We start from the raw sequence: 25,357 nt of genomic DNA, 5'->3' as shown, positions 1-25,357 counted from the left end.
TTTTCTCCGTTTTTGTTTTGCGTAAAAAAAGCATTTTGTATGAGATGCGAAGATAGTAAAATGGAATTTTCAGATTGCACAATTACAAATCTAAATAGCTAGATATGAAGCTTTTATCCCGATAAGAAAAGGTCAAAACATTTCAATTTATATCTTGTTGTTTTGTATCAGATATACCAGGTAAATAAAATGTTGTAGTTGAAATACTTTCAAGGTTTTTTTTTGGAAAGAAAAGGGTAAATGATGAGCCGTTTTTCGGTAATAAATTTAACAGAAGCTGCAGTAGATCGTGTTAAAGCGATTATGGATGCCAAAGATGCGCGTGGTATTCTTATTGGTATCAAGAAAGGCGGTTGTGCGGGGATGGAGTATACAATTACCCTTGTAAAGGAAGAGGGGCTGGATGCAGATGTTGTTGAAGTGAATGGCGCTCGTGTTTTTATAGCACATGATGCAGTATTATTTTTATTAGGTACGCAGGTAGATTATGAAGTGACGGCACTTCGTTCCGGTTTTGTATTTAAAAACCCTAATCAAGTTTCCGCATGTGGATGTGGCGAATCAGTAGAACTTCGTCCAGCTCTTGCAAAATCAATTAGTTGAAATGTATAAAGTCAATTGAATTTAATGAGTTGAGGGATTTTCTTGGATTTTAGGTTGATGAAATCTCATGTTTTTTGTCTTCCATTTTTAGCTTTATTCCAGAGATCTTCCATTTCATTTAAGGATGCATCAGCCAGTGTTCTAGATTGAGCGGATAGATTTCCTTCAATATAGGTAAAACGATTTCGAAACTTTGTATTTGTTTTTTTTAATGCTTTTTGTGAATCAATATCCAAGTGGCGTGCGAGATTAAGTAGGGTAAAGTAAAGATCACCGAACTCTTCTTCTATATCTGATATTTTATTATTTTTGATTGCTTCTTTGAGTTCATTAAGTTCTTCTTCTATTTTTGCAAAAACTTTATGATTTTCACGCCAATCAAAACCTACCTTAGCTGCGGCTTTTTGTAAAGCGAGTGCTTCTTGGTCTGCTGGTTGAATCTTTTTTACTTTTTTAAGAATGCTTGTTGTAGAACTGTTTAATAAATTTTCTTTTTCGGAGCACTTTTTTTGTTCAGCTTGCTCTCTTTTTTTTATATGTTCCCATTCTTCTGCTACAAAACCACGTTTTTTTTGCTCTGCATTTCCGAAAACGTGAGGATGGCGACGAATCATTTTTGCAGTGACTGCGTAAACAACATCTTCGAAAGTAAAGTAACTTTCTTCTTGTGCAATTGTAGTATGATAGACGACCTGTAGAAGAAGATCACCAAGTTCTTCGCAAAGATCCATTCGATTTTTTCGTTCAATGGCATCGATAACCTCGTAAACTTCTTCAAGCATATAGGGTATGAGGGATTCAAATGTTTGTTTTATATTCCAGATACATCCGCTATCACGGTTTCGTAATGCTGTAACAATTGTGATAAGATCATTGATATCTTTTGACGCTAACACTTATATTTCTCCTATAAATGCTATGATATATTAGCTATCCCAACGTCTGTGTAACCACGCCCATTGCCCAGGATATTCACGTACCCAACTTTCAACAATATCATTTAATTTTTGTGTAGAAGCGGCTATATCAATCTCATTTTTTTCGTCAAGTGGAAGCTTTACACGCTCATATAGCTCTAAACGATGGCGTCCTCCGGCTAGACGGATACAACGTGCTGGATAAATATCACAATTATATTGTCGTGCAAGTTTTACAATTAAGGGATTTGTTTTAAGAGGTCTGTTAAAAAATATTCCTAAAACACCACGGTGAAATTTTTGGTCGACGAGCATACCAACATTTTCACCTTCTGCTAACTTGGCTGCTAATGCCCAAGCAGCACCGGCTTTAGATGGGACGAGATGTCCCATGGAAGTTTTCCGGGCTTTAAGGACTCGCTTTGCAATATAAGGATTATTAGGGGGCCTAAAGAGTACTGTAACATTTAGGCCAAAACTTTGTGCGCATATAGGAAGAAGTTCGAAATTTCCGGTATGCGCTGTGAAAAAAATATGCGGTTTCTTTTCATTTTTTAATCGCTTAAATATTTCAGCACCTTTAACCTCAATAAGACCTGGCTTCTCCGCATGAGGATCAAAATCAAAAATTTTATCAAGAAAAATATATTCCGCTAGAAATTGTCCTATATTTTGCCACATTTCTATCGCAATTATTTGAAGTCCTTCTTCTGTTTTTTCTGGATATGCAGCTCTAAGGTTTGTGAGCGCGATTTGGTGGCGATGTGTAAGGGGACCGAGTCTTTTTGCTAACCAAGAAAAAAAAGAAAATCCAATATTGGTAGGAAAATATTTTAAAATAAATAAGGAACCGATGAGCAGATATCCCCACAACAAATAAGATGACTTTTTTACTATAATTTTAATACGGTATACAAGACTTTTAATATAAATCTTCATCATAATTCAATCAATTTTAAGAATAATTTTACCAAAAACATTTCGGCTTTCCATTCGTTTTAAAGCCGTGTCAATTTCATCAAATCCAACAATTGTATCAATGATAGGGTGTACAACCCCTTGTGCCATTTTCTGCATGGCGTTTTGCATATTTTCTATACGACAGCCAAATGAACCGAATATTTTAAGTTGTTGCTGAAATAACTGCATGAGATTTAGTGGAGCTGTAACTCCAGAAGTAGAACCACAAGTTACTAAGCGTGCTCCTCGTTTCATACACAACAAAGAACCGCTCCATGTATCGACTCCTACATGCTCAAAAACAACATCAACACCTTTTTTTTGAGTTAATTTTCGGACAACGCCTTCAAAACGATCTTTACGGTAATTAATAACATGATCTGCTCCAAGAGATTGCGCTTTTGCTATTTTTTCATCTGAACCTACAGTTGTAATAACTGTACATTCCATATGTTTTGCGAGTTGAATAGCTGCAGAGCCGATACCAGAACCGCCTGCCTGTATCAGAACTGTTTCTCCTGTTTGTAGTTTTGCATTATCGAAAAGCATATGTTCTACAGTGCCAAAAGTAATTGGAGCGACAGCTGCTTGAAGTTCATCACATTCTGGAGGGGCTGGGACCAATAGACGCGCCGGCAAATTAACAAATTCACAGGCAAATCCATCAAGATGAAAACCGTAGACGCCTTTTACATGATTGCAAAGATTGTCACGTCCTTCACGGCAGGCTCGGCATATTCCACAGGTTTGTGCACCATAAATTGAGACGATCTGTTCGAGTTGTAAATTTTTAACATTACTCCCTAGTTGGGTAACTACGCCGGAAGCTTCTGCGCCAATTACGAGTGGCATTTTTCTTTTTGCAAAGGCCATACCACGCCAGCCCCATACATCAATATGATTAAGAGCAACGGCTTTTATATGCACTGTTACTTCATCAGGGTTCGGTGGTGGTGGCGTGGCGATATCGGTGATTTCAAGTCGGCGTCCATTCAATAGTTGCAGTGCACGCATTATTATCCCCCCTTAATATATATGGCTGTTAAGTTAAGTGTTACAAAATTTAATCAATATTAAAAGGATTATCTTTTATATGCAGTGATAACAAGACTTGTATTTTGACCCCCAAATCCGAATGAGTTTGATAAAACCGCATTGACACAGGCTTTACGGCTATGGTTAGGAACAACATCTAAAGGGATAGTAGGATCAGGATCATCATAATTGATTGTAGGGGGAAGTACCCCAGATTGAATAGTTAAAAGCGAGAAAACAGCTTCTATAGCACCGGCAGCAGTTAATGTGTGGCCAATCATTGATTTATTAGAAGAGACAGGAATATTTTCTAAAATATCACCGAAGACTGTTGATAATGCGAGATACTCCATCTTTTCATTTTCGGGTGTTGAGGTTCCGTGTGCATTAATATAGTCAATTTCATTGATGGTTATTTTTGCATCATCTAAGGCTTTGCGAACTGATTCAATTGCTGGGGATGCATCGGGTTTTGAACGCGTACGGTGAAAATCGTCTGCTGTTTCTCCACAGCCAGCTAAAATTCCTAAAATTGTCGCATTACGCTCTAATGCGCTTTTGAGAGATTCGAGAACAAGAGCGCCTGATCCTTCTGCCATAACAAAACCATCTCTATCACGGCTAAAGGGTTTTGCGGCTTTTTCTGCAGGATCATTATGGGTTGAAAGAGCAGACAATAATGAAAAACGGATAAGAGATTCTGCTGAAACTGAACCATCTGTAGCAATCGTGAGTGCACGATTCGTTTCTTTCCGTCGAATAGCTTCGACACCTAATTGGATTGCTGTTGCACCAGATGCGCAAGCGGTTGAAAGTGTAACAGGAAGTCCTTTTGTTCCAAATTTTTTCTGAAGTTTTTCTGCAATTGCCCCAAATTGTGTGGTTTCAAAGAGTGTTTCTTGGAATTTATGGCGGCAGACTTCAAGAAGATTTGCATAGGAAGGTTCATTATTAGAACCCCTTTGATCAAGAATAAAACGCGCTTTCCACTCAAGCTCAACAGGAGGAGCAGCTAAAAAAAGTGGTCCATTAAAATTTTTCTTATCAAGAGCTGCTTGCTCTATAGCTTCCTCTGCTGCAAGATTCGCAAGTTTTTCAGAAAGAGCTGCAGCACCAAGTGTGCTTTTTTCAAGAAAATCAACTGTTCCAGCGATACATGTATTTAATCCTTGGATGGGAAAGCGTGTTATTTTATGGATGCCACTCACACCACTTGTTAATTTTTGCCAATTTTCGTGTTTTCCTTGTCCTAGTGATGTTATAATTCCTGCCCCAGTTATTGCGACAAGTGGACGTCCAGAATGATCATTATATGCCACTAATAAAAATCTCCCTCAAACAGCAGTTAGGTGGGCCATACCTTCAGCTCTTTTTATACCAATGGTTGTCACAAACGCCTGACGTACTTCTTTAGAAAAAGGCTTTTCATGAGTACTTAACGCTGGAAAACTGTGTCTTTTTTTGACAGTAAGTGCGGCAAGCGCAAGTGCTAAAGGAAATTGCGCTTCCCGCATATAACCAAATAATGTTGTAACTCCGCGGTAAGATATATCAGCAGCCTCAAGAGCACTTTTTTCTGCTTCTGTTACTTCGTGAAATCCTGAAGCAGCTGAAATGGTTAAAGCAGATTTAGCCTCTATTGTTTTCAACATTGATACAATTGATTCTTCAAGCGGAATTTTTTTTCTGTCTGTTTGATCCGTGATGATCTGGCTAATTTCAGCATAAGCATGTGCATTACGTTTTCTTGCGTGTTTTCTACTTTCAAGGACCAGAAAAATACCACCAGAACCAGTTATAACACCGCCCCCAGGATAATTTTGACGTTCCCACACTGGTGCCCATCCACTGTGTGTTAAGAGTCCTCCAAGTTCATGGGACAACAACATATCATAGCTTTGTGCATTATAAGAGCTTCCCACCAGTGCATGTGTACTCTGGCCTGAGCGAATACGAGCTACAGCAATTTGAAGTGCAGAAAGTCCGCTGCCTTCTTCTCCCATAAACGTACGAGAAGATCCTGTTACTTTGTGAACAATTGAAATATTTCCAGCTAAAAGATTTGAGAGTTGTGCCAAAAACAAAGTTGGACGAAGTTCAGTCGAAAGAACCGAATTTAACATGAATTCATGATCAGGTACTTTACGTGCTTGTGAGAGAATTTGTGTATCAACAACGATATCACGTTCTCCCCCACTTGCTGCAACGATCATATCCATTGTTGATGTTAATTGCTCATTATTCTTCATGCCTGCATCATCAAGAGCAAGACCAGCTGCATAGGTACCAAGGCGTTGCCATGTGCCCATTTGCCGTTGATCACTTTTTTTGGAAATTTGTAAACTCCAATCAACTTCGGGCAATTGATGAACAATATAAGGTGAAAAAGTTGTACAATCAAGGTTTGGTGTAACTGTTGGATTGTTCAAGAGATCCCAATGATGATTAATCCCTTCACCCAGAGAGCTTATGATTCCTATCCCAGTAATGAGTACAGCTTGATCATGCATGATGCAAAAAATTACTCCGCCTGTTTTAAGGCAACGAGTTCATCAATTTTTGCACAAAGATTTTTCAGAACAAAATATTTTTCCGTTGCAGCTGCACCTTCGTTGACTTCTTGCGTCCATTGTTCTAGTGGAATTTTAATTCCGAAAGCTTTATCAATAGCGAAAACAATATCAAGAAAATCAAGACTATCGATTCCCAAATCGTCAATTGTATGGCTTTCAGGTGCAATTGTGCTGCGATCAATTTCACTAATTTCTGCTATAATATCAGCGACTTTATCAAACGTAGAGGGCAATATCCAATTCCTTATCATAAAATAAACATATTCTTCTTCTAACCTTTTTTCCCTTGAAAAAAAAGACTTAATCAAGAATATAGCTGTCTTTTCTATAGGCAAATGCATTTGCAGTGCATGAAATGCTACATTTTGAAATTTTTAAAAACTTTGAAATTTTATTGTGAGTTTGCTTATTTTTATTTATCTCGTTTTGGAGTTTTTTCTATTTGCAGCGAGGACTGCAAGAGCTGTCATGTTAACAACTCCTCGTGAAGTTACTGAAGGTGTAAGGATATGGACAGGACGTGAGGCTCCAATCAAAATCGGTCCTACATGAAGAGCATTGGTTAGATTTTTTACGAGATTGAGTGTTATATTAGCTGCATCAAGTGTTGGAAAGACAAGTAAATTAGCTTCGCCTTTGAGACGTGAATCAGGAAAAACGCGATCACGAAAAACTTTAGAAAGTGCAGCATCGCCGTGCATTTCTCCATCGGCTTCTAAATTTGGATATAATTTAGCAAGAATTTCAGTTGCACGGCGCATTTTACGCGCACTTTCTGTATTTTTTGAGCCAAAGTTTGAGTGTGATAATAATGCTGCTTTTGGTGTTATACCAAATGCTTCAATTTCTTGTGCTGCCAGTACTGTCATTTCTGCCAATTCTTCTGCAGAAGGATCTTCATTGACGTAAGTATCTGTCAGAAAAAGAGTACGACGTGGAGAAATAAGCAAACTCACAGCAGAAAAATGACGAACATTGGAATCAAGTCCTATAACTTGTTCAATCAATTCAAGATGGCGTTCAAAACGCCCTTCTAAGCCACAAATCATTGCATCAGCTTCTTCACGCATTACAGCGAGGGCTGCAATCGCTGTTGTTGATGTTCTGACGATTGTTTTTGCAACTTCGGGTGAAACACCACGTCTTCCTGTGTAATGAAGAAATAAATTAACATAATCACGAAAACGTGGGTCATTTTCTGGATTTGTAAGTTCAAAATCTATGCCGGGGCGAATTCTTAGACCAAAGCGTTTTAATCTTGCTTCTATAACATGCGGACGACCAATGAGGAGAGGAATCGCAGTTTGTTCTTCAAGTACAATTTGTGCAGCTCGAAGCACGCGTTCATCTTCACCATTGGCATAAATGATGCGTTTACGTTTTGCTGTTTTTGCGGCAGCAAAAACAGGCTTCATTGTTAATCCAGAACGAAATACAAATCGATTAAGGGTATCATGATAAGTTTCCATATTTTCAATTGGCCGAATTGCTACACCCGTTTCCATTGCTGCTTTAGCAACGGCAGGAGCAATGCGTAGTATTAAGCGCGGATCGAAGGGGGAGGGAATGAGATAGTCTGGACCAAAACTGGGTGGTTTCTTTGAGTATGCACGTGCTGCAACATCTGAAGTTTCTTCGCGAGCGAGAGCAGCAATTGCATGAACCGCGGCCATTTTCATTTCTTCATTGATTGCTGTAGCACCGACATCTAATGCACCGCGGAAGATGTAGGGAAAACAAAGAACATTATTGACTTGATTGGGATAATCAGAACGCCCTGTACAGATCATTGCATCAGGCCGCACAGAACGCGCTTCTTCTGGCATAATTTCTGGTATTGGATTAGCGAGTGCTAAAATTAATGGATTTGGAGCCATTTTTTTTAGATATTCAGATTTCAAAACACCTCCTGCTGAAACGCCTAGAAAAATATCCGCATTATCAATAATTTCGGATAAAGTTCGCGCATCAGTTTTTTGTGCATAATTGATTTTCCAGCGATCCATAAGTGTTTTGCGACCTTCATAAACAACACCCTCTAAATCACTAATCCAAATATTTTTAACTTTTGCTCCAAGACGGACTAAAAGGTTAATACAAGCTAGAGCTGCGGCACCTGCACCCGAGGCAACTATTTTTGCATTTTCAATTTTTTTTCCTGAAAGATTTAACGCATTTAATACGGCTGCAGAAACAATAATGGCAGTTCCATGTTGGTCATCATGGAAAACTGGAATATTCATTTTAGCACGGAGTTTTTCTTCGATTTCAAAACATTCAGGAGCTTTTATATCTTCAAGATTAATACCACCAAATGTGGGTTCTAAGGCAGATACCGTTTGTACCATTTGTTCAATATTGGGTGCATCAATTTCAATATCAAAAACATCAATATTCGCAAATTTTTTAAATAAAACAGCTTTTCCTTCCATAACCGGTTTTGAGGCGAGGGGACCAATGTTTCCTAATCCAAGAACAGCAGTTCCATTCGATATGACGGCAACTAAATTAGAACGGGAAGTATATTGAGCAGCAAGATTTGGATCTTTATGAATTGCAAGACACGGTGCCGCGACACCTGGAGAATAAGCAAGAGCTAGATCACGTTGATTATCAAGAGGTGTTGTCGCTTGTATTTCCAACTTTCCAGGTTTGGGATGCTGGTGATAAAAAAGTGCGGCACTATCAAGTTCAGCTTTTTGTAAACTGAAATCACTATTTCGTTCTGTAGACATTTTTACGATATCCAGGTTTGTGTATGTTGATGTGAGATGTTCCATCTACGATAAGATTGTTTTCACTGATAGATCCTCATTTCTCTGAATATAAAAATACGTGAGCATGAGAAAATCTTCCTGGATCTTTAATCAGTTCGATGTTCCTTTGTGTCTGCGCTTATTAACAAACTTCATCGGTATTAGCGCAATTAATCTTCTCTCCTTAACAAAATTCGCAGAAGCTCGTCATTTTAAAAAAACAAGTAAAATATTACTAGCAGTTACATTACCAAGCAGTTATTTTTTTTGCAATGCTGATGAGAAAGGAAAGAAGGGGACTGTTTATTCATTGAGCCTGATTTTCATCAACATATGCTTTCTTTACATTTCTATAAGTGAGTATAGCATTCGTATACCATATTTGTCTTTAATAATAGAAGTGAAGGGGCTAGGGGGAAGTAGAGGGAGTTATGCTTATTCTATTTATATGCTGTCTGGTAATTGATCATGCGTATTTAAAAAATAGCGGTATTGCTTAAAATATCACAAGAAATCTCATGCCAATCATCACTTTTGTACATAACACTACATTTGCACTCAGTGCGTTACATGATGATGAAGGATAACTAAACCAAAAAAGGAAAAAGTGGAAAAAATATTTTTTCCACTTCTATTTGTATCTATTGGATGCGACCACTTGCATGAGCAAGCATAGTGTAGACTTTTCCAGTATCAGATATCAAATATTTTCGAACTGAGTTAGAAGAACTAGAACTACCAGATACATTACGTAATAGTTTTTCAAAATCTACAATATACTGATTAACCGAGCGTTTAAAATCAATATCGCTCATATATTTTTTCTTAATCATCTCAAATATTGTTTTCCCATTCAAAGTATAAAGGCGTTCTGTTACAATATTTTTTTGTCCACGCTGATAATGATCCCATAGTTCAACGACAGCATTATGATTAATAGCTCGTACTATACCTGCCGCTAATGAATTAAGAGATTCACTTGCAGGACGCGGTTTTGTTTGTATTGGTGTAAAAACAGCATCACTAGGCATTTCATCATACCATGATTCCTCACGTGAAGCTCTTTCTAGGAGGTTCGATACCCATTTATTTTGCCTTTTTTTGCTTTGATTTTGCTGCAAAATAGGTTTAGGTGGCACTATCTTCTTAATGACTTCAGGGGAAATACTATCGCTCCTTTTGGGCGTTGATGATGTAGGAATTACCGGTATTATTGGCTCATTCGCATTCTGTTTATTGTTTTTTTGTATAACGCTTACCAAGTCCTTTAATGCTGTAATTTGTTCATTTAGAGCAGTGCGAATTGTTTGTGTTGTTTCTTTCGTCTTTGCAGGCAGCTTTTGAACATTCTCATTAATATCTTTATTAATTTTTGAAAATTCTAAACGAACTTCATCGGCTGAGCGACGTATATCTTCTGCTGCCCCTGAAAAACGCGTTGAGGCTTCGTTAATAAGCTGATTAAGTGATTGTTGGAGTGAATGTGTGGAGTTACGCGCATTTTTGTCAGTGCGTTCAAGTGCTGAGTTGAGAATATTTTCATAATGTTCAATTAATTGATTGATTTCATTAGATTTCGAAATAAGAGCATCGCTTAATGCAGAAAGTGTGTTGTGTTTTTCTTCAAGTGTTATGCTGAGTGAGTTTTCAGATTGCTCGAGAACGCGAATAGTCTCAGAAAGTGTTTTAGCATGTTCCCCAAAACTGCTTGTTATATGGCTAATTTGCTCAAATGTATTTTGTGAGATTCCTTGCAGAACTTCAACGTTATTACTGAGCACTTCATTTGAGGCTGATAGATGCTCTGCTACTTGGTTAGTACTGCGGAAAAAATTACTCGCTGTTTCACTAAATTTACCATCAATATTTTGAACGGCTGATAATAAAACATCACTATTTTCATGGAATCTGTAAATGGATTGATTTAACTGCGCAACGATAGATGAGACATTATTAACAAAATCTTCCTTCATAGCATTTACTGTTTGAAGTGTTTCAGAGTTGGTTTGTGCCAAGCTATTTACTAAAGATTCATTATGGGCATAAATCCTCTGTTCAGCATCTTGTGTTGAAAGGGAGAGTTGTTCACCGATATGCTGTGTTAAATAACCAATTGACTCTGTTGTACTTTGCGCAGCTTGATTTAAGTGGTTTGTCAGTTCTGTGATCTTTCCAACATGTTCTGAAATTTGAGTGGCTGTTTGATTGTTTGCTTCTTCCAAACGGCTACTCACATCAGAAAGCTGATATCCTAAATTATTTTTAAGATTCTGCATGGAGTGATGCAGAACATTGCAACGTTCGCTAAGGACTTGTTCAATTGCTGTTGTTGAAGTATGAATTGTTTCATTCAACAACGCTTGTGCATTATGACTGGCCGTGGTGAAGGCTTCGACAGTATGAGCCGTTTGTTCAGACAACACAGACAGAACTTTTTCACTGGTATCATAAACTGTTTGTTTAACGTTTGATACAATGCGATTACCAGATGCCGAGAGAACATTTTCCGCTTTCATAGCAACATCAGCTACAGATGAAAGAATTTGTTCACCTGTAGACGAAAGAATATCAGAGGCTTCCAAAACTTTATCACGTAAGCTGCCTGTAACAGTGTTAACCGAATCTTCTAATGTGATTCGTATATTATCAACGCTTGTTTCAAGTGCTTGTTGCATTATCTGGCTTTGTTCATTACTAAGCATGATAGATGTTTTTAATGTGTCAGAGCGCTCGTCAAAAGCAGATGTTTGCATCTCTATGGTTTCACATACTTGTCCAAGTTTTTCTGACAATGTTTCTTCTAGTGTGCTTGCACGTTCAAAAATTTTGTGTGCACGATTTTCTAAATTTGCGTCAAAAGATTCTATGCGTGTTTCAAGGGTTTCAAAGAATGTACCACTAGATTGAGAGAGAGTATTCTTTAGAATTTCAGCTTGGTTTTCGAGGTCTTTGATATGACCTTGTACAGTCTCAGTAATATTCTTATTGTTGGCAATAATTGCATTTTCAACTAAGTCTATTTGCTGTTTTAATGCGGTATCAACATGTATATCACTTTTGGTGATGAGATTATGGATCGTTTCCATCCGTTGCTCGAGTGTGCGTGCTTGATCTGCAAGAACTTCATTAAGAGAAAAACTATTAATCGCTAACGAATCACGCAGAGCGTCGGCACGTATATCAATATTTCTAGCTTGTGCTTCTAAAGCATCTTTTGTTGTATTGCAGCTTTGTACAATGACTTCTTGTAGTTTATCTGTACATTGAACTATATTTGCGAGATGATTTTCAGCGTGCTGATCAACGATTTGAACATTATCAATCAAAACTTTTTCAAGACTTGAAGTGTTTTGAGCTAAAACATCAATCTGATTTTTTAATGTATCAGCGATTTTATTTTTTTCGTTATCGAGCATATCTGCTATCAGAGCTCTTTGATCAGAAAGTTGTAATTTGAAGTCTTGCGAACGCTCTTGTATGATATCGACAATCGCATTATCGACATATCGAACTTCTTCTCTTAGTCTTTCTTTGCTTTTGTCGATTGTGGAAAGAATAGTTTCATGTCCATTTGTAAACGCTTCGGTAATATCAGCCGTTCTTTCTTGGAGATTTGCATTAATTTGCAAGATATGATCTTCCAAGAAATTACTCAGTTTTTCAGCATTGTCTTCTAGAGTTTGGCTGCGAGCTATGAAGGATTCGATTATAGAATCGCTGTGCTCTTTAAGAGAGAGATCAACAGTTGCTAAACGGTTTTCAAAGGCTTCAATTGCTTCAGAAGTGACATTGTCAAATTTAGAAGAAAGTTTGTATGCTTTTTCATCGAGTTGTATGATTTTTTCATCAAAACTCTGCAGAAATTGATTATTGCGATCAATAATGGATTCATCCAGTGCTTTAAATTTTTCATCAACATTATGGAGAGTCTGCTCTGTTGCTGTTTGTATATGTGTCGTAATTTTAGCGATGTGCATTTCAGCTTTAGCAGCTGTTTCATTAAAGGTTTTTTCTATTTGTTTTTCATTATTATCAAAACGTTCTGAGAAACCATCAAAGTTTTTCCCTAATTCATGGAAAAACTGTGTGTTTTTTTGCTGAATTTGTGTCGTGGTTTCATTAAATTTTTTAACGAGCTGATTTGTTACGCCATCACCGGCATAGGACAGTTTTGCAACAAGATCTTCTCCCTGTTTTTGTAAAGTCTGGGAAAGAGTCTGCACCAGTTTTTCAACATTGGTTACGATTTTGGAGGTAACTAAGCCAAATTCATCACTTAGCTGTTCCTGTGTGCCCTTAATTGTTGACTGTACGCGATCAGCATGATTCAAAATGGCTATACGTTCATTGCTTAATTCTTTGATTAATGTATGAATGCGCGATTCATTTTCAGCATAAGCTTGTTCCAGATTATGAACTTCACCTTGTATGATAGCTTCAAGTTCAACAGCGCGCCCAAGAGTGCGCTCAATTCCCTCGTTCATTGCTGCTACTTCTTCGCGAATGGTTTGCCCTATAGCGATAGCTTGTTTTTCAGATATATGTTGTGGTTCACTGAGGCGTTGTGCAGCATTTGTCATAAGAAGAGCAATATTATGCAATTCGTTCGAACGTTTTGTTAATTGAGCGAATCCCCAAGATACAAGGATAGGGATTGCTGTTCCCGCCGCTACAGCTAGACCTGTTGAAGATGAAACAAAGGTAGTGATATTCGATAAGGAATTGAGGCCAGTGGGAGCTAACTTATGAGCAATAAAAGCACCTCCCGTTGCCCATAAAGCACTGAGTGCTGTTGTATACCAATAGACCCGAGAGGTAGAACGCTCTTTTAATAATTCAGTATTTAAAGGAGTTGTTATATCATCATTAGCAGGAAGAAGTTTTGTCGACAATAACGTGCTATTAACAGTCCCACCCGAAAGTTCAGGTGCAGGTTTTGGAGAGAAAAGCTGCTCAACAACGGATTCATCAATAGCAGCGTTGTCATGAATATCTGAGACGAGAGTTGAAGTACCATTTTCAGCAAAAATTTCTTCTTCTGCTATTGCAATCTTTTGAATCAAATCATCTACATTAACGACATTTTCAGAATTATTGAATGATATCGCTTCAATTGCAGCATTATCAAAATCAAAATTCATGGCTTTTGTGAGAGCTTCTTCGACTTCAATTTCAAATGTTTGCAACTTGGTTCTACGTGCCATACTCGCCTCGTACTCTTACAGATGGAAAAGAGATACATCCTTCTCCAGATTTTCTAGTATACTAGCCGTTAATCATTCAGAAAGGAATATGTTTAGAGCAAAATTTTGAAAACTTATCAGGATAAAGTTAACACAGTTCTTTTAACCTGTTCAGAAATTGTATAAAATACAATAAAAACAATATTGTATTTGAGTATAACAAAAATGAAAATGCTGTTTACAACTTTTGTTTATGACAGAATTACAAGCCTATTATATTGTGGGTAGGCACAATTAAACGACAGTTATGCACAGTCTTTTAAAAAGAATCTATGGTGTGTGGATACATTGATGTTATGCAATCTATCATTTCTTTTTTCCATGATAAGTTGACGAATCATAGAGATATAATATTTAATTCTTCTTAGTTTAGGTAACCATATGTTCCCTTAAAGGGCACAGAATCCAAAATAGGATATGTACAGTGCTTTGGAAACAAAATAAAAGATCATTTTTTAATTGTAATGCATAAAAGCAAACGTGGGAAGATTTTCATATTCGATGACAGATTTTCACAGTTTGTAGTGCTTGTTGCCTTAAAGGTTCTTTTTTTCAACATTAAAGTTATCTTTTGCTAATTTTTGAAGCTAATACGTTGACAATTGGATATTTTTCAGTCGATATGCGTGCACGAATATTTCATGTAATTCGAGATGAAGGTGTAAGAATAATGGCAGAACGATCACAACACCTGCAAGATGTATTTTTAAATACGGTGCGCAAGCAAAAAATTTCTCTTACAATTTTTCTTGTAAATGGCGTTAAACTGACGGGTATTGTAACCTCATTTGATAATTTTTGTGTTCTTTTACGTCGTGATGGACATGCACAATTGGTCTATAAGCATGCTATTTCTACAATTATGCCGGGACAACCTGTGCAGATGTTTGAAAGTGAAAATTCTGAATAAGAAATTTACTTTACTCTAGTCTTCTTACTCCATTTTATAAAGTGCTTAGATTGCCGTGATAAATGAAAATGAGAGATTTTGGGGATTTTCTTCACAGGTTGCAAAACAGGTGCGCGCACTTGTTGTGGTACCGATTTTCCAAGAAAATAAAGGTGAAGGCGCTTCCAGTAGATGTTCAGTATCTTCTCGGGTTAAAGAAGCGTTGGGGTTGGCGCGTGCTATAAGGTTGGAAGTTGTTCATTATGAAACGGTGAATATCACTGCGCCTCGTCCTGCAACTTTATTGGGAAAGGGGAAAGTAGATGCGCTTGCCGATTATATAAGTGAATATTATATTGAGCTTGCGATTATAGATTATTTTTTAACACCAGTGCAACAGCGTAATTTAGAAAAATTATGGAATTGCAAAGTTATCGATAGAACAGCTTTGATTCTTGAAATTTTTGGGGATCGTGCGCAGACAAAAGAAGGGGTTTTGCAAGTCGAATTGGCGCATTTGTCTTATCAAAAAAGCAGGCTTGTGCGCAGTTGGACACACCTAGAAAGGCAGCGTGGTGGCCGTGGTTTTTTAGGCGGTCCTGGTGAAACTCAGATTGAAGCGGATAGGCGTATTTTGCAAGAGAAAATTATTCGTATCCGCCGCGAATTGGAAACAGTTATTAAAACACGTGCTCTTCATAGAGCTAAAAGAAAAAAAGCCTCCCATCCTGTTGTAGCTTTAGTAGGATACACAAATACGGGAAAATCAACTCTTTTTAATCAGTTAAGTAGTGCAGATGTTTTAGCAAAGGACATGTTGTTTGCAACGCTTGATCCAACTTTGCGCAAAGTTATTCTTCCTCATGGAAAAACTATTCTTTTATTTGATACTGTAGGTTTTATCTCTAACTTACCAACGCATTTGATTGCAGCTTTTAGAGCAACCCTTGAAGAAGTAGTTGAAGCTGCTCTCATTCTTCACGTGAGAGATATGGCAGATGTTGATCATTATGCGCATGCCAAAGATGTTTTAGAAGTGCTTTCAAGTCTTGGTATCAATGTTGATGATACAGAGCATATTATAGAAGTTTGGAATAAGATTGATCTATTGGATGAGCACGCATTGAATGTTTTGCAAACAAGCGCAAAAACACGGTTAAATCCTGCAGTAATGGTGTCAGCGCTTATGAGTGATGGTCTAGATCAATTATTAACAGTAATTGAAAAGCAAATTTTTGGAAAAATGCAAAACGTTGAATGTCTCTTAAGACCTCATGAAATGTCGCTTATTGATTGGTTTTATGAAAACTCTAGTGAAATAATGCAGGAAGGACATGATGATGGTTCTGTTACCATTAGAGCAGTGCTTACCTCTGAAGCAAAAAAACGACTAGATCATATCAAACAGAATATGAATTAAAGTTTTTTGAGATATTTCTGTACATTTTTTCTTCATTTTTAGGCTTTTCTTATCGCAGAATAATATGACTTAAAGTTAAGGGGATAGTTACTACTTTCTCTTAATAAAAAAATATGAAGTATTTTACTGGTTGAAATAAAGATGAGTCTTAAGAATAATAAAAGACTGTTTGTATGCATGAAACTGCGAAATGTTTTGGCCATTTTGCTCTTAGTGGTGCTGTGTGCATTTTTGATTTGGTTGTATTACTTTATTCAGCCACGGATATATCGAGCAACCTTGACATTTTCGTTATCTGATTCTGTTGGGAAGCCATTGCCAATTGATAAACAAAACAATGTTCTCGCATTCTTATTTTCACAGTCTATACTTTTAAATGATTCAAATTTACAGAATTTTTCTTTAGATGTTTATCAGAAGAAAGATTTTCGTGAAAATATTCGTTTATCTCGTAATGGTGATTTCATTGATCTTACTTTTGAAGCTGAAACTGTTGAAGCTGCTCAACATGGGTTGGAGACTTGGTTCTCGGCATTTTCACAAGCAATTGTAAAACAAAAACAAAAATTATTGTTAACGAAACAGCAAGCGGATCAGCAATATGATAAGACTATGGTACAAAATATAGTGCAGGCCTTTCGTTCATCTGTTGATTCTTTTATTTACCGCAATGTAAAACAAACAGAGCTTAAAGACCTTTCTGTGCAATTAACGCAGGCAACTTTAAAGCGTATTCATTTAACGAGTTTGAACTCAACTATCAACATGATGCGTGAAAATGGGCAGTCTTTACTATCTTTATCATTCATTGCAAGTAATTCAATGATCTCTGCATTAGAATCTAAACGTGATCTTTTGGAGACGCAAAGAGCGCATATGGTTGCACAATTGGGTTGGACACATCCTCAAATTAAGGCAATGACTGCGGAATTAGAGGCGGTTTCTCTCCAATTGGAAAATAAAATATTGCAGATTGTTCATCAAGTTCATGCAGATGAGGTTATTGCAACGGAATTTGAGAACCAGCTCAAAAAAAGGATTGGCTTTTTTGTAACAGATCAATCCCTATCTTTGAATCAATTATTTAATGAGCTCGAAAATAAAATAAAAGCCGTGGTAGATGCGCAAAAAAAAGAGATGAGCAAGGGTTCTTCTCTATTGCAAAACACAAAGATTCATGTGGTTATGCCAACAACATTAGCACCAATCTCTTTTATGGCTCTTTACGGAAAAAACATTATTGTCGGTGTGTTTGCAAGCTTAATCACTCTTTTTGGAGGCGTGTTGTTGTTTTATCAATGCTCTGGAATAGGAAAAGATAAACCAGAAGAAAATGATTCAAAAAACGATGAGAGCATTTTAGTCTCTAAGAGAATAAAAAACCTTGAGTCTTTTATTACAATGGAGGGATTATCCGATTTTTTGAAATATCGTACTTCAACGGTTGTTTCAATCATTGGGCTAGAGGCTGCACGGACGGCAGCAAAGCTCTCTCTCCATCTTGTAAAAGAGCGCAAAACAATTCTATTGATAGATATTTCTGGTCAACAAATAGAAAAAGTTATTGGTCCACATCGGGGATTGAGCGATATTTTAACGGGGAATGCCCAGTTGCAGGATGTTATTTATCGTGATTATGATACTGGGGTTGATATTCTTCCTCAGGGGTTAATGAGTGCTGTTTGTGCACAAGATTTTTCAAATGATATTCCTAATTTAATACAAGAATTTAAAAAAAATTATGATTTTGTCATTTTAGAAATGGCAAGCAAGCCCAAATATGGATTTGAGCAATTTGCAGAATTAACAGACCATTACATTTGTAGTATTTCTCTCAGCGAACAGGATTGGATGATGCAAATGGTGAGTAGGTTTCCAAAAACTGTTTACCGTGTGGTTGCATCATAAATGTCGCAGAATGTTAATCGCATGTTATAAGTTGTGCGCTTGTTTTGCGCTAAGATTGTTGTACATATTTAAAATGGCTAAGACTTAATATTTAGATTTTGAAATAAGTTATGGTTGGAGAAAGGCGTGGGGCAATTAGAGATGGCTGTAAAAAAATTGAATGATGGTGTTTTGACACCGTTGCAAAAGAAATATCGAAAACAAATTCAAGTGTGGCTTTATTTTATTTTATTTCTTTGTTTGGCAATTGTTTTAGTGGGGGGAGCTACCCGTCTGACGGGATCAGGGTTATCGATAACCGAATGGAAGCCAATTCATGGTGTCATTCCACCGATTGGTGTGGAGCAATGGCAGGAGGAATTTTTAAAATATCAACAGATAGCGCAATATAAGCTGCTCAATCCTGATATGACCTTAAATGCGTTTAAGGTCATTTTCTGGTGGGAATGGGCGCATCGCGTTCTCGGGCGCCTTGTTGGCCTTGTGGCTTTATTGGGTTTAGTTTGGTTTTGGGCGACCAAGCGTATTGAAAAAAATATTTTTCTCCAACTTACTATTGTGCCGATTCTTATTGCATTTCAAGGTTTTATTGGTTGGTGGATGGTGGCTTCGGGTATTGGTCAAAGTGATTTGACAAGTGTGAGTCAATATCGTTTAGCATTTCATCTTATAACAGCGTGTTTTGTTATTATTTTTGTTACTTATTTATCTCGAGGATTTACAGAATATTCAGAAAAACCAACCAATCAAGGGGTTCAATCTTTCGCCGGTTGGCTTGTTGTTCTTGTTTTGGTTGAGATTTATTTCGGTGGTTTGGTTGCAGGGCTCCATGCTGGGAAAGTTTATAATACGTGGCCACTTATGGATGGGCAGATTATTCCTGATGGATTGTTGCAGCGTAACCCTGTTTGGCTTAATTTATTTGAAAATCCCTTAACGGTTCAATTTGTTCACCGTTTTTTTGCTTATTTTTTGTTTGTTGTAGCAGTCATTCATGCTTTGTATGTACAAAAAAACGTTCCACGTTCAACCCATTCCCATCGTGCATTTATTATATGCATTATGATTGTTATTCAAGCACTCTTGGGTATTCTTACGTTGTTACATGAAGTTCCCATAAGTTTGGGGCTCATTCACCAAATTGTTGCGTTAGCAATCTTATGTTTTTCAGTTGCGCATTGGCGCGCAACAAAAGGAGCGTATCCGTGCTGTTGAGTAAAGGTTTGAACTCAGGAAAGTTTAGCTCCCTAAAAGCATTAAGTCGAGATTTTGGACAGCAGCTGCGGATGCACCTTTCCCCAAATTATCGAATATGGCACAAAGATTGAAAATCCCTTCATGATCATTGCCAAACACGAATAATTTCATCCCGTCTTTATGTGCTAAGTATTCTGGATTGAGTTTTGTGAGTGCATCAGTCTCTTCTTGTGATGCAACTGATATGAGGTTCTGCCCATCATAATGGTTCTCAAGAATTTCGCGTAGATTAGAACAATTAGCTGATTTTGTAAATAAATGGCGATGTAGTGGAAGATTTACAATTATTCCTTGGGGAAAACGACCAACGCTTGGTACAAAAATGGGTGTTTGATGGATCTGTCCATAGATTTTGATTTCTGGGATATGTTTGTGTGCAAGATTGAGACCATAGATAAAATAATTTTCCTGAATATCATTTTGGTGAGATTGGTTTTCCATTTGTGTAATCAATTGTTTCCCACCACCAGTATAGCCGGAGATTGCATTAATTGATATCGGATAATACGCATCTAGCAGACCTGCTTCACGGAGTGGACGAATCAAACTAATTGCACCGGTAGGATAACATCCTGGATTGGTCACGTAGTGTGCTGCTTGGATACGCTTTTTTTGTCCTGCAGTCATTTCAGGAAAACCGTAAATCCAATCTGGCGCAACGCGGTGAGCTGTTGAACTATCAATAATTCTAATGTTTTTATTATTTTTAAGCCAGCTAACTGTTTCGCGTGCAGCATCATCTGGAAGACACAAAATAGCAATGTCGGTTTGATTAAGATAGTCCCGTCGAATATCAATGTTATGTCGATCTGTATGAGCAAGAGAGAGTAATTTAAAATCCGAACGTTCTGCTAGTCGTTTTTGTATCTGTAATCCGGTTGTTCCATGTTCACCATCAATAAAAACCTTCGTTGTCATTCTGCCAGCCTTGAACTCATTTTTTCTGCCATATTCAGCTTAATTATTTTAAACTATTACCAATTTAAATGATAGTCATTAAATTATTGAATTTCTTGAGATTATATATCTTTTTTCTTTTAAAAAGTGTGACACATAGGAGTTATATGAGAGGAAACTTAATACCCATTTTGCATCATATTTGTGTGGGGGGAAGAGTTTTGTTGTTTATGTTACAAAGGGTAAGATAAATGTTTATACCATTTTTAAGTGAAAGTGGTTTAAAATATTTGGTTTGCGTGATTTGCTGTGTTATCGTTCAATGACTTTATTTTTTTAATGTTAGGAATGTGTTTTATGACTCAGCAACAAAATGACACACAAAAGCGCTTTTTTAATGAACCTTTGCAAACTGTTGATATTGCGATTTTTGATGCAATGAGGAGGGAGTTTGAGCGTCAACAGCATGAAATTGAGCTGATTGCTTCAGAGAATATTGTTTCAAGAGCTGTTCTTGAAGCACAGGGTTCTGTTTTAACCAATAAATATGCAGAAGGTTATCCAACAAAGCGCTACTATGGAGGTTGTCAATTTGTTGATGTCGTTGAAGATTTAGCAATTGAAAGGGCAAAACAGCTTTTTGGTGCTGCTTTTGCGAATGTTCAGTCTCATTCTGGTAGTCAAATGAATCAGGCTGTATTTCTAGCTTTACTTCAGCCTGGTGATACATTTATGGGATTGGACTTAAATGCTGGTGGTCATCTTACGCACGGTTCATCCGTCAATATGTCAGGAAAATGGTTTGACGTTGTTTCCTATGGTGTACGTCAAGAAGATCAGATTCTTGATATGGAAGAAGTTGAGCAGCTTGCAAAGGAACGTAAGCCTAAACTTATTATAGCAGGCGGATCATCTTATCCTCGTTTATGGGATTGGAAACGGTTCCGTGAAATTGCAGATGAGGTCGGTGCTTATTTCCTTGTTGATATGTCTCATATTGCGGGTCTAGTTGCTGGTGGTGTTCATCCTTCACCTGTTCCACATGCACATATTGTAACAACTACCACGCATAAATCATTGCGAGGTCCTCGTGGTGGCTTGATATTGACTAATGATGAAGCTTTAGCAAAAAAGATTAATTCGGCGATTTTCCCCGGTCTACAAGGTGGTCCTTTAATGCATGTGATTGCGGCTAAGGCTGTTGCGTTTCAAGAGGCTTTACAGCCTTCTTTTAAGAGTTACAGTGCTAATGTCGTTGCCAATGCGAAAAGCTTAGCAAAAACATTACAGAGTAATGGTTTTAATATTGTTTCTGGTGGTACAGACAACCATTTATTGTTGGTTGATTTGCGTTCCAAAAATTTGACAGGAAAACGTGCTGAATTGGCTTTGGGACGGGCACATATTACCTGTAATAAGAATGGTATTCCTTTTGATCCTGAAACACCATCTATAACATCAGGGATTCGTTTGGGTTCACCTGCTGCGACGACACGTGGTTTTGCAGAAAAAGAGTTTATTCAAATTGGTGAGTTGATTTCAGAAGTTCTTGATGGTCTTAGGGTGGTAAAAAACGATGAGGAGAACCATGCCGTTGAGATGGCTGTTAAGAAAAAGGTGGAGGATATAACGAATAAATTTCCTCTTTACTCTTATCTTAGCACTTGTTAAGGGCACAAAAGAGATGCGCTGTCCTTACTGCCAATATGAAGATACACAGGTTAAAGACTCGCGTCCTGCAGAGGAGGGGGCGGTCATTCGTCGTCGACGTGTGTGTTCTATTTGTGGTGGTCGTTTTACAACTTTTGAACGTGTTCAATTACGTGAGCTCTTGGTCTGTAAAAAAAGTGGTCGATGTGAGCTATTTGATCGTGATAAGTTGATGCGATCAGTTGATGTAGCTGTGCGTAAACGCAATATTGATCCAGACTATATTGAGCGAGCAATTTCTGGCATTGTACGTCAACTCGAGAGCTTAGGGGAACCTGAGATTTCTTCGGAAAAAATTGGGCTTCTTGTGATGGAAGCATTGAAAAGCATTGATGATATTGCCTATATTCGTTTTGCTTCTGTCTATAGAGATTTTCGTAATGCAAGTGATTTTCACGATGTTATAGACGAGTTGTCAAAGAGTATAACCGATACAGAATCTCATTTTGATGAATAAAAAAATGCAAGATGAACGGTTTATGGCTGCAGCTATCCGTTTAGCCGAGCGTCATGTTGGTCTTACGGGTGAGAATCCTTCCGTTGGCACATTGATTGTGCGAAACGATGACGGTGCAGGAACATCCATTGTGGGTTATGGTGTAACAGCTATCTACGGAAGGCCTCATGCTGAAGTGCAAGCTTTGCACATGGCTGGTGCTTTAGCTCAGGGTGCTACTGCTTATGTGACTTTAGAGCCCTGTTCGCATTATGGCAAAACTTCCCCTTGTGTGAATGCACTCATTGATTCAGGTATTTCACGAGTTGTTATTGCTCTTACTGATTTAGATAAGCGAGTTGATGGCCGTGGTATTGCTCTTTTACGTGCGGCTGGTATTGAAGTGGTTGAGGGTGTTTTGGCTGAAGAAGCTTTTGAAGCGTTGTGTACGCATTGGTGTATAAGGAAGTTGCAACGCTGTGCCGTTACTTTAAAAATGGCAATTTCTGCTGATAATGGTGTAGGAAAAAAAGGGCAGGGTGGAATAAAAATTAGTGGAATTATTTCTCACACTCATACTCATATTTTACGTGCTCAAAATAATGCTATTCTCGTTGGTATTGGTACTATACTAGCGGATGACCCGCAATTAAATTGTCGTTTGCCAGGGATGGAGATGCGTTCGCCGATACGTATTATTTTGGATGCAGATTTATGCATACCACTTGATGCAAAAGTTGTTCAAACGGCAACAAAAATTCCTACATGGGTTATTTGTGATACAAATCCTTCAAAGAAAAGTAAAAAAAGTGCGCTGGAGCAGTGTGGTGTGTCTGTGTATTCGGTAGAAATGAGCAATGGTTGCATACAACCCTTTGCCATTTTACAGCTGCTTTATCAACGTGGAATCAATAGTATTTTACTTGAGGGAGGCGTAAAGACGGGGGAAAAGTTTTTAAATGCTGGTTGTGTGGATCATTTGATATGTTTTTATGCACCCGTTATTTTAGGTAAAAACCGTATTGAAGCCCCTTATTTGGGAAATTATCTCTCGCAATTTTATGAAGTTGAGTCAAGAATGTTTGGAAATGACCGTTTTTATAAATGGAGGCGTAAAACGTTATGTTCACAGGGATTATAACCGATATCGGTTGTGTTGAAGATATTCAACCTTTAAAGCAAGGAGTGCGTTTAAATATTGCTACGCGCTATGCTATAGAAAGTTTGGAAATTGGTGCATCAATTGCATGTTCAGGAATTTGTCTGACAATTGTTGAGAGAGGATCAAAGCAAGCGGATACCAGTTGGTTTGCGGTGGAGGCGTGGGAAGAAGCATTGCGTTTGACTAATCTTGCACAATGGACAAAAGGAACTTCTATTAATTTAGAACGTTCCCTTAGGCTGGGTGATGAAGTAGGTGGACATTTGGTTTTTGGTCATATTGATGGTTTGGCTGAGATTATTGATCAGAAAAATGAAGGTGATGCAGTTCGTTTTTTTCTACAAATTCCAACACGATTTACGTCCTTTATTGTAAACAAAGGTTCTATTGCACTTAATGGGACATCTTTGACTGTTAATTCTATTGAAGATTGTATTTTTGATGTTCTGATTATTCGTCATACACTTGAAATGACGACTTGGGGGCAAGCTCAGATTGGAGATCAGGTCAACTTAGAAATCGATCAGTTTGCTCGTTATGCTGCAAAGTTTTCAGGCTTTAAAATAAAAGATGAATAAGAAAAAATTTTATTATTAGTTTTTAGAATTTTGTGCTCTACGATCTTGAATTCTTTTCTTCTTTTTTCTTGTGAGATTCCGTTATGATAAAAGAGATACATCAAAAGTTGCATGTACTGATTGTTGAAGCGCGTTTTTATGATGGGATTTCTGATGCACTTCTTGCAGGTGCAGTGAATGTTCTGCAAAAAGCCGAAGCAAGTTATAATATTGTAACAGTTCCTGGTGCATTAGAAATACCAAGTGCAATAGCTTTTGCCGAAAAAAGTAAGGTACTTTACGATGGTTATGTAGCACTTGGCTGTGTCGTTCGAGGTGAAACCTATCATTTTGAAATTGTTGCGAATAATTCTTGTCGCGCATTAATGGATTTAACTGTTCATCAACATTTGGCTATTGGAAATGGTATTTTGACTGTTGAAAATGAAGATCAAGCATGGGCGCGTGCAAAACAGGATGAAAAAAATAAAGGTGGTTTTGCTGCTAAAGCTGCTTTATGTATGATCGCTCTGAAAAAGAGATTTGGAGATAATCATTAAATATGTCTGATATAAAAGGAAGACATTCTCCGTGTTCAGCCAATAAACGTGGAGCAGCAAGACTCGCTGCAGTTCAAGCACTCTATCAAATGGATATAGTCGGTTCTGGTGTGATGGAAACGGCGGCTGAATATGAAGCTTATCGGTTAGGAAAAAACATTGATGGGGATCAGTATCTTGATGCTGATTTTCAATGGTTTTTAGCTATTATCACAGGTGTTGTAAAGAATCAAAAACAGCTTGATCCGATGCTTCATCAACAACTTTCCGCAGAGTGGTCACTCTCACGTCTTGATTCTATATTACGCGCAATTTTGCGTGCAGGCCTATGGGAGTTGATCAACCGCCAAGATGTGCCTGTTGCTGTTGTTATGAATGAATATGTAGATATAGCAAAGGCATTTTTTGAAGGTGACGAACCAAAGCTCGTCAATGCAATTCTTGACAGTATGGCAAAAAAAGTTCGCTCCTAAA

At 37.6% G+C, this 25,357-nt stretch carries 20 protein-coding genes; 11 read left to right on the top strand and 9 right to left on the bottom strand.

What is annotated here, in order from left to right; genetic code table 11:
• Positions 1 to 243 precede the first annotated feature (243 nt).
• The gene (locus J7R13_RS04370) at positions 244 to 603 is read left to right on the top strand and encodes an iron-sulfur cluster assembly accessory protein (RefSeq protein WP_208437720.1); all 360 of its coding nucleotides are present in this window, start codon (positions 244 to 246) and stop codon (positions 601 to 603) included.
• Positions 604 to 668: 65 nt separating this feature from the next.
• Here the strand turns inward: J7R13_RS04370 and mazG are convergent, their stop codons facing one another.
• From mazG to J7R13_RS04330, 8 genes are all read right to left on the bottom strand, one after another.
• A complete protein-coding gene (gene mazG / locus J7R13_RS04365) occupies positions 669 to 1,499 on the bottom strand; it encodes a nucleoside triphosphate pyrophosphohydrolase (RefSeq protein WP_208437643.1) in 831 nt (276 codons plus the stop codon).
• 30 nt (positions 1,500 to 1,529) lie between these two features.
• Positions 1,530 to 2,459 (bottom strand): lipid A biosynthesis lauroyl acyltransferase, encoded by a 930-nt coding sequence (locus tag J7R13_RS04360; RefSeq protein ID WP_208437719.1) that lies wholly within the window; start codon positions 2,457 to 2,459, stop codon positions 1,530 to 1,532.
• A gap of 6 nt (positions 2,460 to 2,465) precedes the next feature.
• Positions 2,466 to 3,494 (bottom strand): zinc-binding dehydrogenase, encoded by a 1,029-nt coding sequence (locus J7R13_RS04355; RefSeq protein ID WP_208437642.1) that lies wholly within the window; start codon positions 3,492 to 3,494, stop codon positions 2,466 to 2,468.
• 68 nt (positions 3,495 to 3,562) lie between these two features.
• On the bottom strand, positions 3,563 to 4,834 hold the full coding sequence (locus J7R13_RS04350; RefSeq protein ID WP_208437641.1) for a beta-ketoacyl-ACP synthase: 1,272 nt from the start codon (positions 4,832 to 4,834) through the stop codon (positions 3,563 to 3,565).
• A 15-nt stretch (positions 4,835 to 4,849) separates the two neighbouring features.
• Positions 4,850 to 6,025: a beta-ketoacyl-ACP synthase gene (locus tag J7R13_RS04345; protein ID WP_208437640.1), complete on the bottom strand. Its 1,176-nt coding sequence runs from the start codon at positions 6,023 to 6,025 to the stop codon at positions 4,850 to 4,852.
• 11 nt (positions 6,026 to 6,036) lie between these two features.
• Positions 6,037 to 6,321: an acyl carrier protein gene (locus tag J7R13_RS04340; RefSeq protein WP_208437639.1), complete on the bottom strand. Its 285-nt coding sequence runs from the start codon at positions 6,319 to 6,321 to the stop codon at positions 6,037 to 6,039.
• 183 nt (positions 6,322 to 6,504) lie between these two features.
• Positions 6,505 to 8,823 (bottom strand): NADP-dependent malic enzyme, encoded by a 2,319-nt coding sequence (locus J7R13_RS04335; RefSeq protein WP_208437638.1) that lies wholly within the window; start codon positions 8,821 to 8,823, stop codon positions 6,505 to 6,507.
• A 662-nt stretch (positions 8,824 to 9,485) separates the two neighbouring features.
• Positions 9,486 to 14,048 carry an apolipoprotein A-IV repeat region-like domain-containing protein gene (locus J7R13_RS04330; RefSeq protein WP_208437637.1) on the bottom strand — a complete coding sequence of 1,521 codons (4,563 nt, stop codon included), beginning with the start codon at positions 14,046 to 14,048 and terminating at the stop codon, positions 9,486 to 9,488.
• A gap of 709 nt (positions 14,049 to 14,757) precedes the next feature.
• Here J7R13_RS04330 and hfq point away from each other — a divergent pair.
• The 4 genes from hfq (at position 14,758) to J7R13_RS04310 (ending at position 19,519) form a co-directional block, all read left to right on the top strand.
• Positions 14,758 to 14,997: an RNA chaperone Hfq gene (gene hfq, locus J7R13_RS04325; protein ID WP_040296949.1), complete on the top strand. Its 240-nt coding sequence runs from the start codon at positions 14,758 to 14,760 to the stop codon at positions 14,995 to 14,997.
• A gap of 55 nt (positions 14,998 to 15,052) precedes the next feature.
• A complete protein-coding gene (gene hflX / locus J7R13_RS04320) occupies positions 15,053 to 16,396 on the top strand; it encodes a GTPase HflX (protein ID WP_208437636.1) in 1,344 nt (447 codons plus the stop codon).
• A 141-nt stretch (positions 16,397 to 16,537) separates the two neighbouring features.
• Positions 16,538 to 18,304 carry a hypothetical protein gene (locus J7R13_RS04315; RefSeq protein ID WP_208437635.1) on the top strand — a complete coding sequence of 589 codons (1,767 nt, stop codon included), beginning with the start codon at positions 16,538 to 16,540 and terminating at the stop codon, positions 18,302 to 18,304.
• Between the two features lie 126 nt (positions 18,305 to 18,430).
• Positions 18,431 to 19,519 carry a COX15/CtaA family protein gene (locus J7R13_RS04310; RefSeq protein ID WP_208437634.1) on the top strand — a complete coding sequence of 363 codons (1,089 nt, stop codon included), beginning with the start codon at positions 18,431 to 18,433 and terminating at the stop codon, positions 19,517 to 19,519.
• A 24-nt stretch (positions 19,520 to 19,543) separates the two neighbouring features.
• Here the strand turns inward: J7R13_RS04310 and argC are convergent, their stop codons facing one another.
• Positions 19,544 to 20,479, bottom strand: coding sequence for an N-acetyl-gamma-glutamyl-phosphate reductase (gene argC, locus J7R13_RS04305; protein ID WP_208437633.1), 936 nt, complete (start codon positions 20,477 to 20,479; stop codon positions 19,544 to 19,546).
• Between the two features lie 336 nt (positions 20,480 to 20,815).
• Between argC and glyA the strand changes: the two genes are divergently transcribed.
• The 6 genes from glyA (at position 20,816) to nusB (ending at position 25,356) form a co-directional block, all read left to right on the top strand.
• Entirely contained in the window at positions 20,816 to 22,129 is a 1,314-nt protein-coding gene (glyA, locus tag J7R13_RS04300) for a serine hydroxymethyltransferase (RefSeq protein ID WP_208437632.1), read from the top strand.
• A gap of 13 nt (positions 22,130 to 22,142) precedes the next feature.
• A complete protein-coding gene (gene nrdR / locus J7R13_RS04295) occupies positions 22,143 to 22,625 on the top strand; it encodes a transcriptional regulator NrdR (protein WP_208437631.1) in 483 nt (160 codons plus the stop codon).
• Positions 22,618 to 23,745 (top strand): bifunctional diaminohydroxyphosphoribosylaminopyrimidine deaminase/5-amino-6-(5-phosphoribosylamino)uracil reductase RibD, encoded by a 1,128-nt coding sequence (gene ribD / locus J7R13_RS04290; RefSeq protein ID WP_208437630.1) that lies wholly within the window; start codon positions 22,618 to 22,620, stop codon positions 23,743 to 23,745. Before nrdR ends, ribD begins: the two co-directional genes overlap by 8 nt.
• A complete protein-coding gene (locus J7R13_RS04285) occupies positions 23,727 to 24,344 on the top strand; it encodes a riboflavin synthase (RefSeq protein WP_208437629.1) in 618 nt (205 codons plus the stop codon). Before ribD ends, J7R13_RS04285 begins: the two co-directional genes overlap by 19 nt.
• An 83-nt stretch (positions 24,345 to 24,427) precedes the next feature.
• Positions 24,428 to 24,883, top strand: coding sequence for a 6,7-dimethyl-8-ribityllumazine synthase (locus tag J7R13_RS04280; RefSeq protein WP_208437628.1), 456 nt, complete (start codon positions 24,428 to 24,430; stop codon positions 24,881 to 24,883).
• A gap of 2 nt (positions 24,884 to 24,885) precedes the next feature.
• On the top strand, positions 24,886 to 25,356 hold the full coding sequence (nusB, locus tag J7R13_RS04275; RefSeq protein ID WP_208437627.1) for a transcription antitermination factor NusB: 471 nt from the start codon (positions 24,886 to 24,888) through the stop codon (positions 25,354 to 25,356).
• Position 25,357: the final 1 nt, after the last annotated feature.

This window comes from Bartonella taylorii 8TBB (genome assembly GCF_902825155.1).
GTDB lineage: Bacteria > Pseudomonadota > Alphaproteobacteria > Rhizobiales > Rhizobiaceae > Bartonella > Bartonella taylorii_A.
This window is presented reverse-complemented; position numbering and strand designations above follow the sequence as displayed.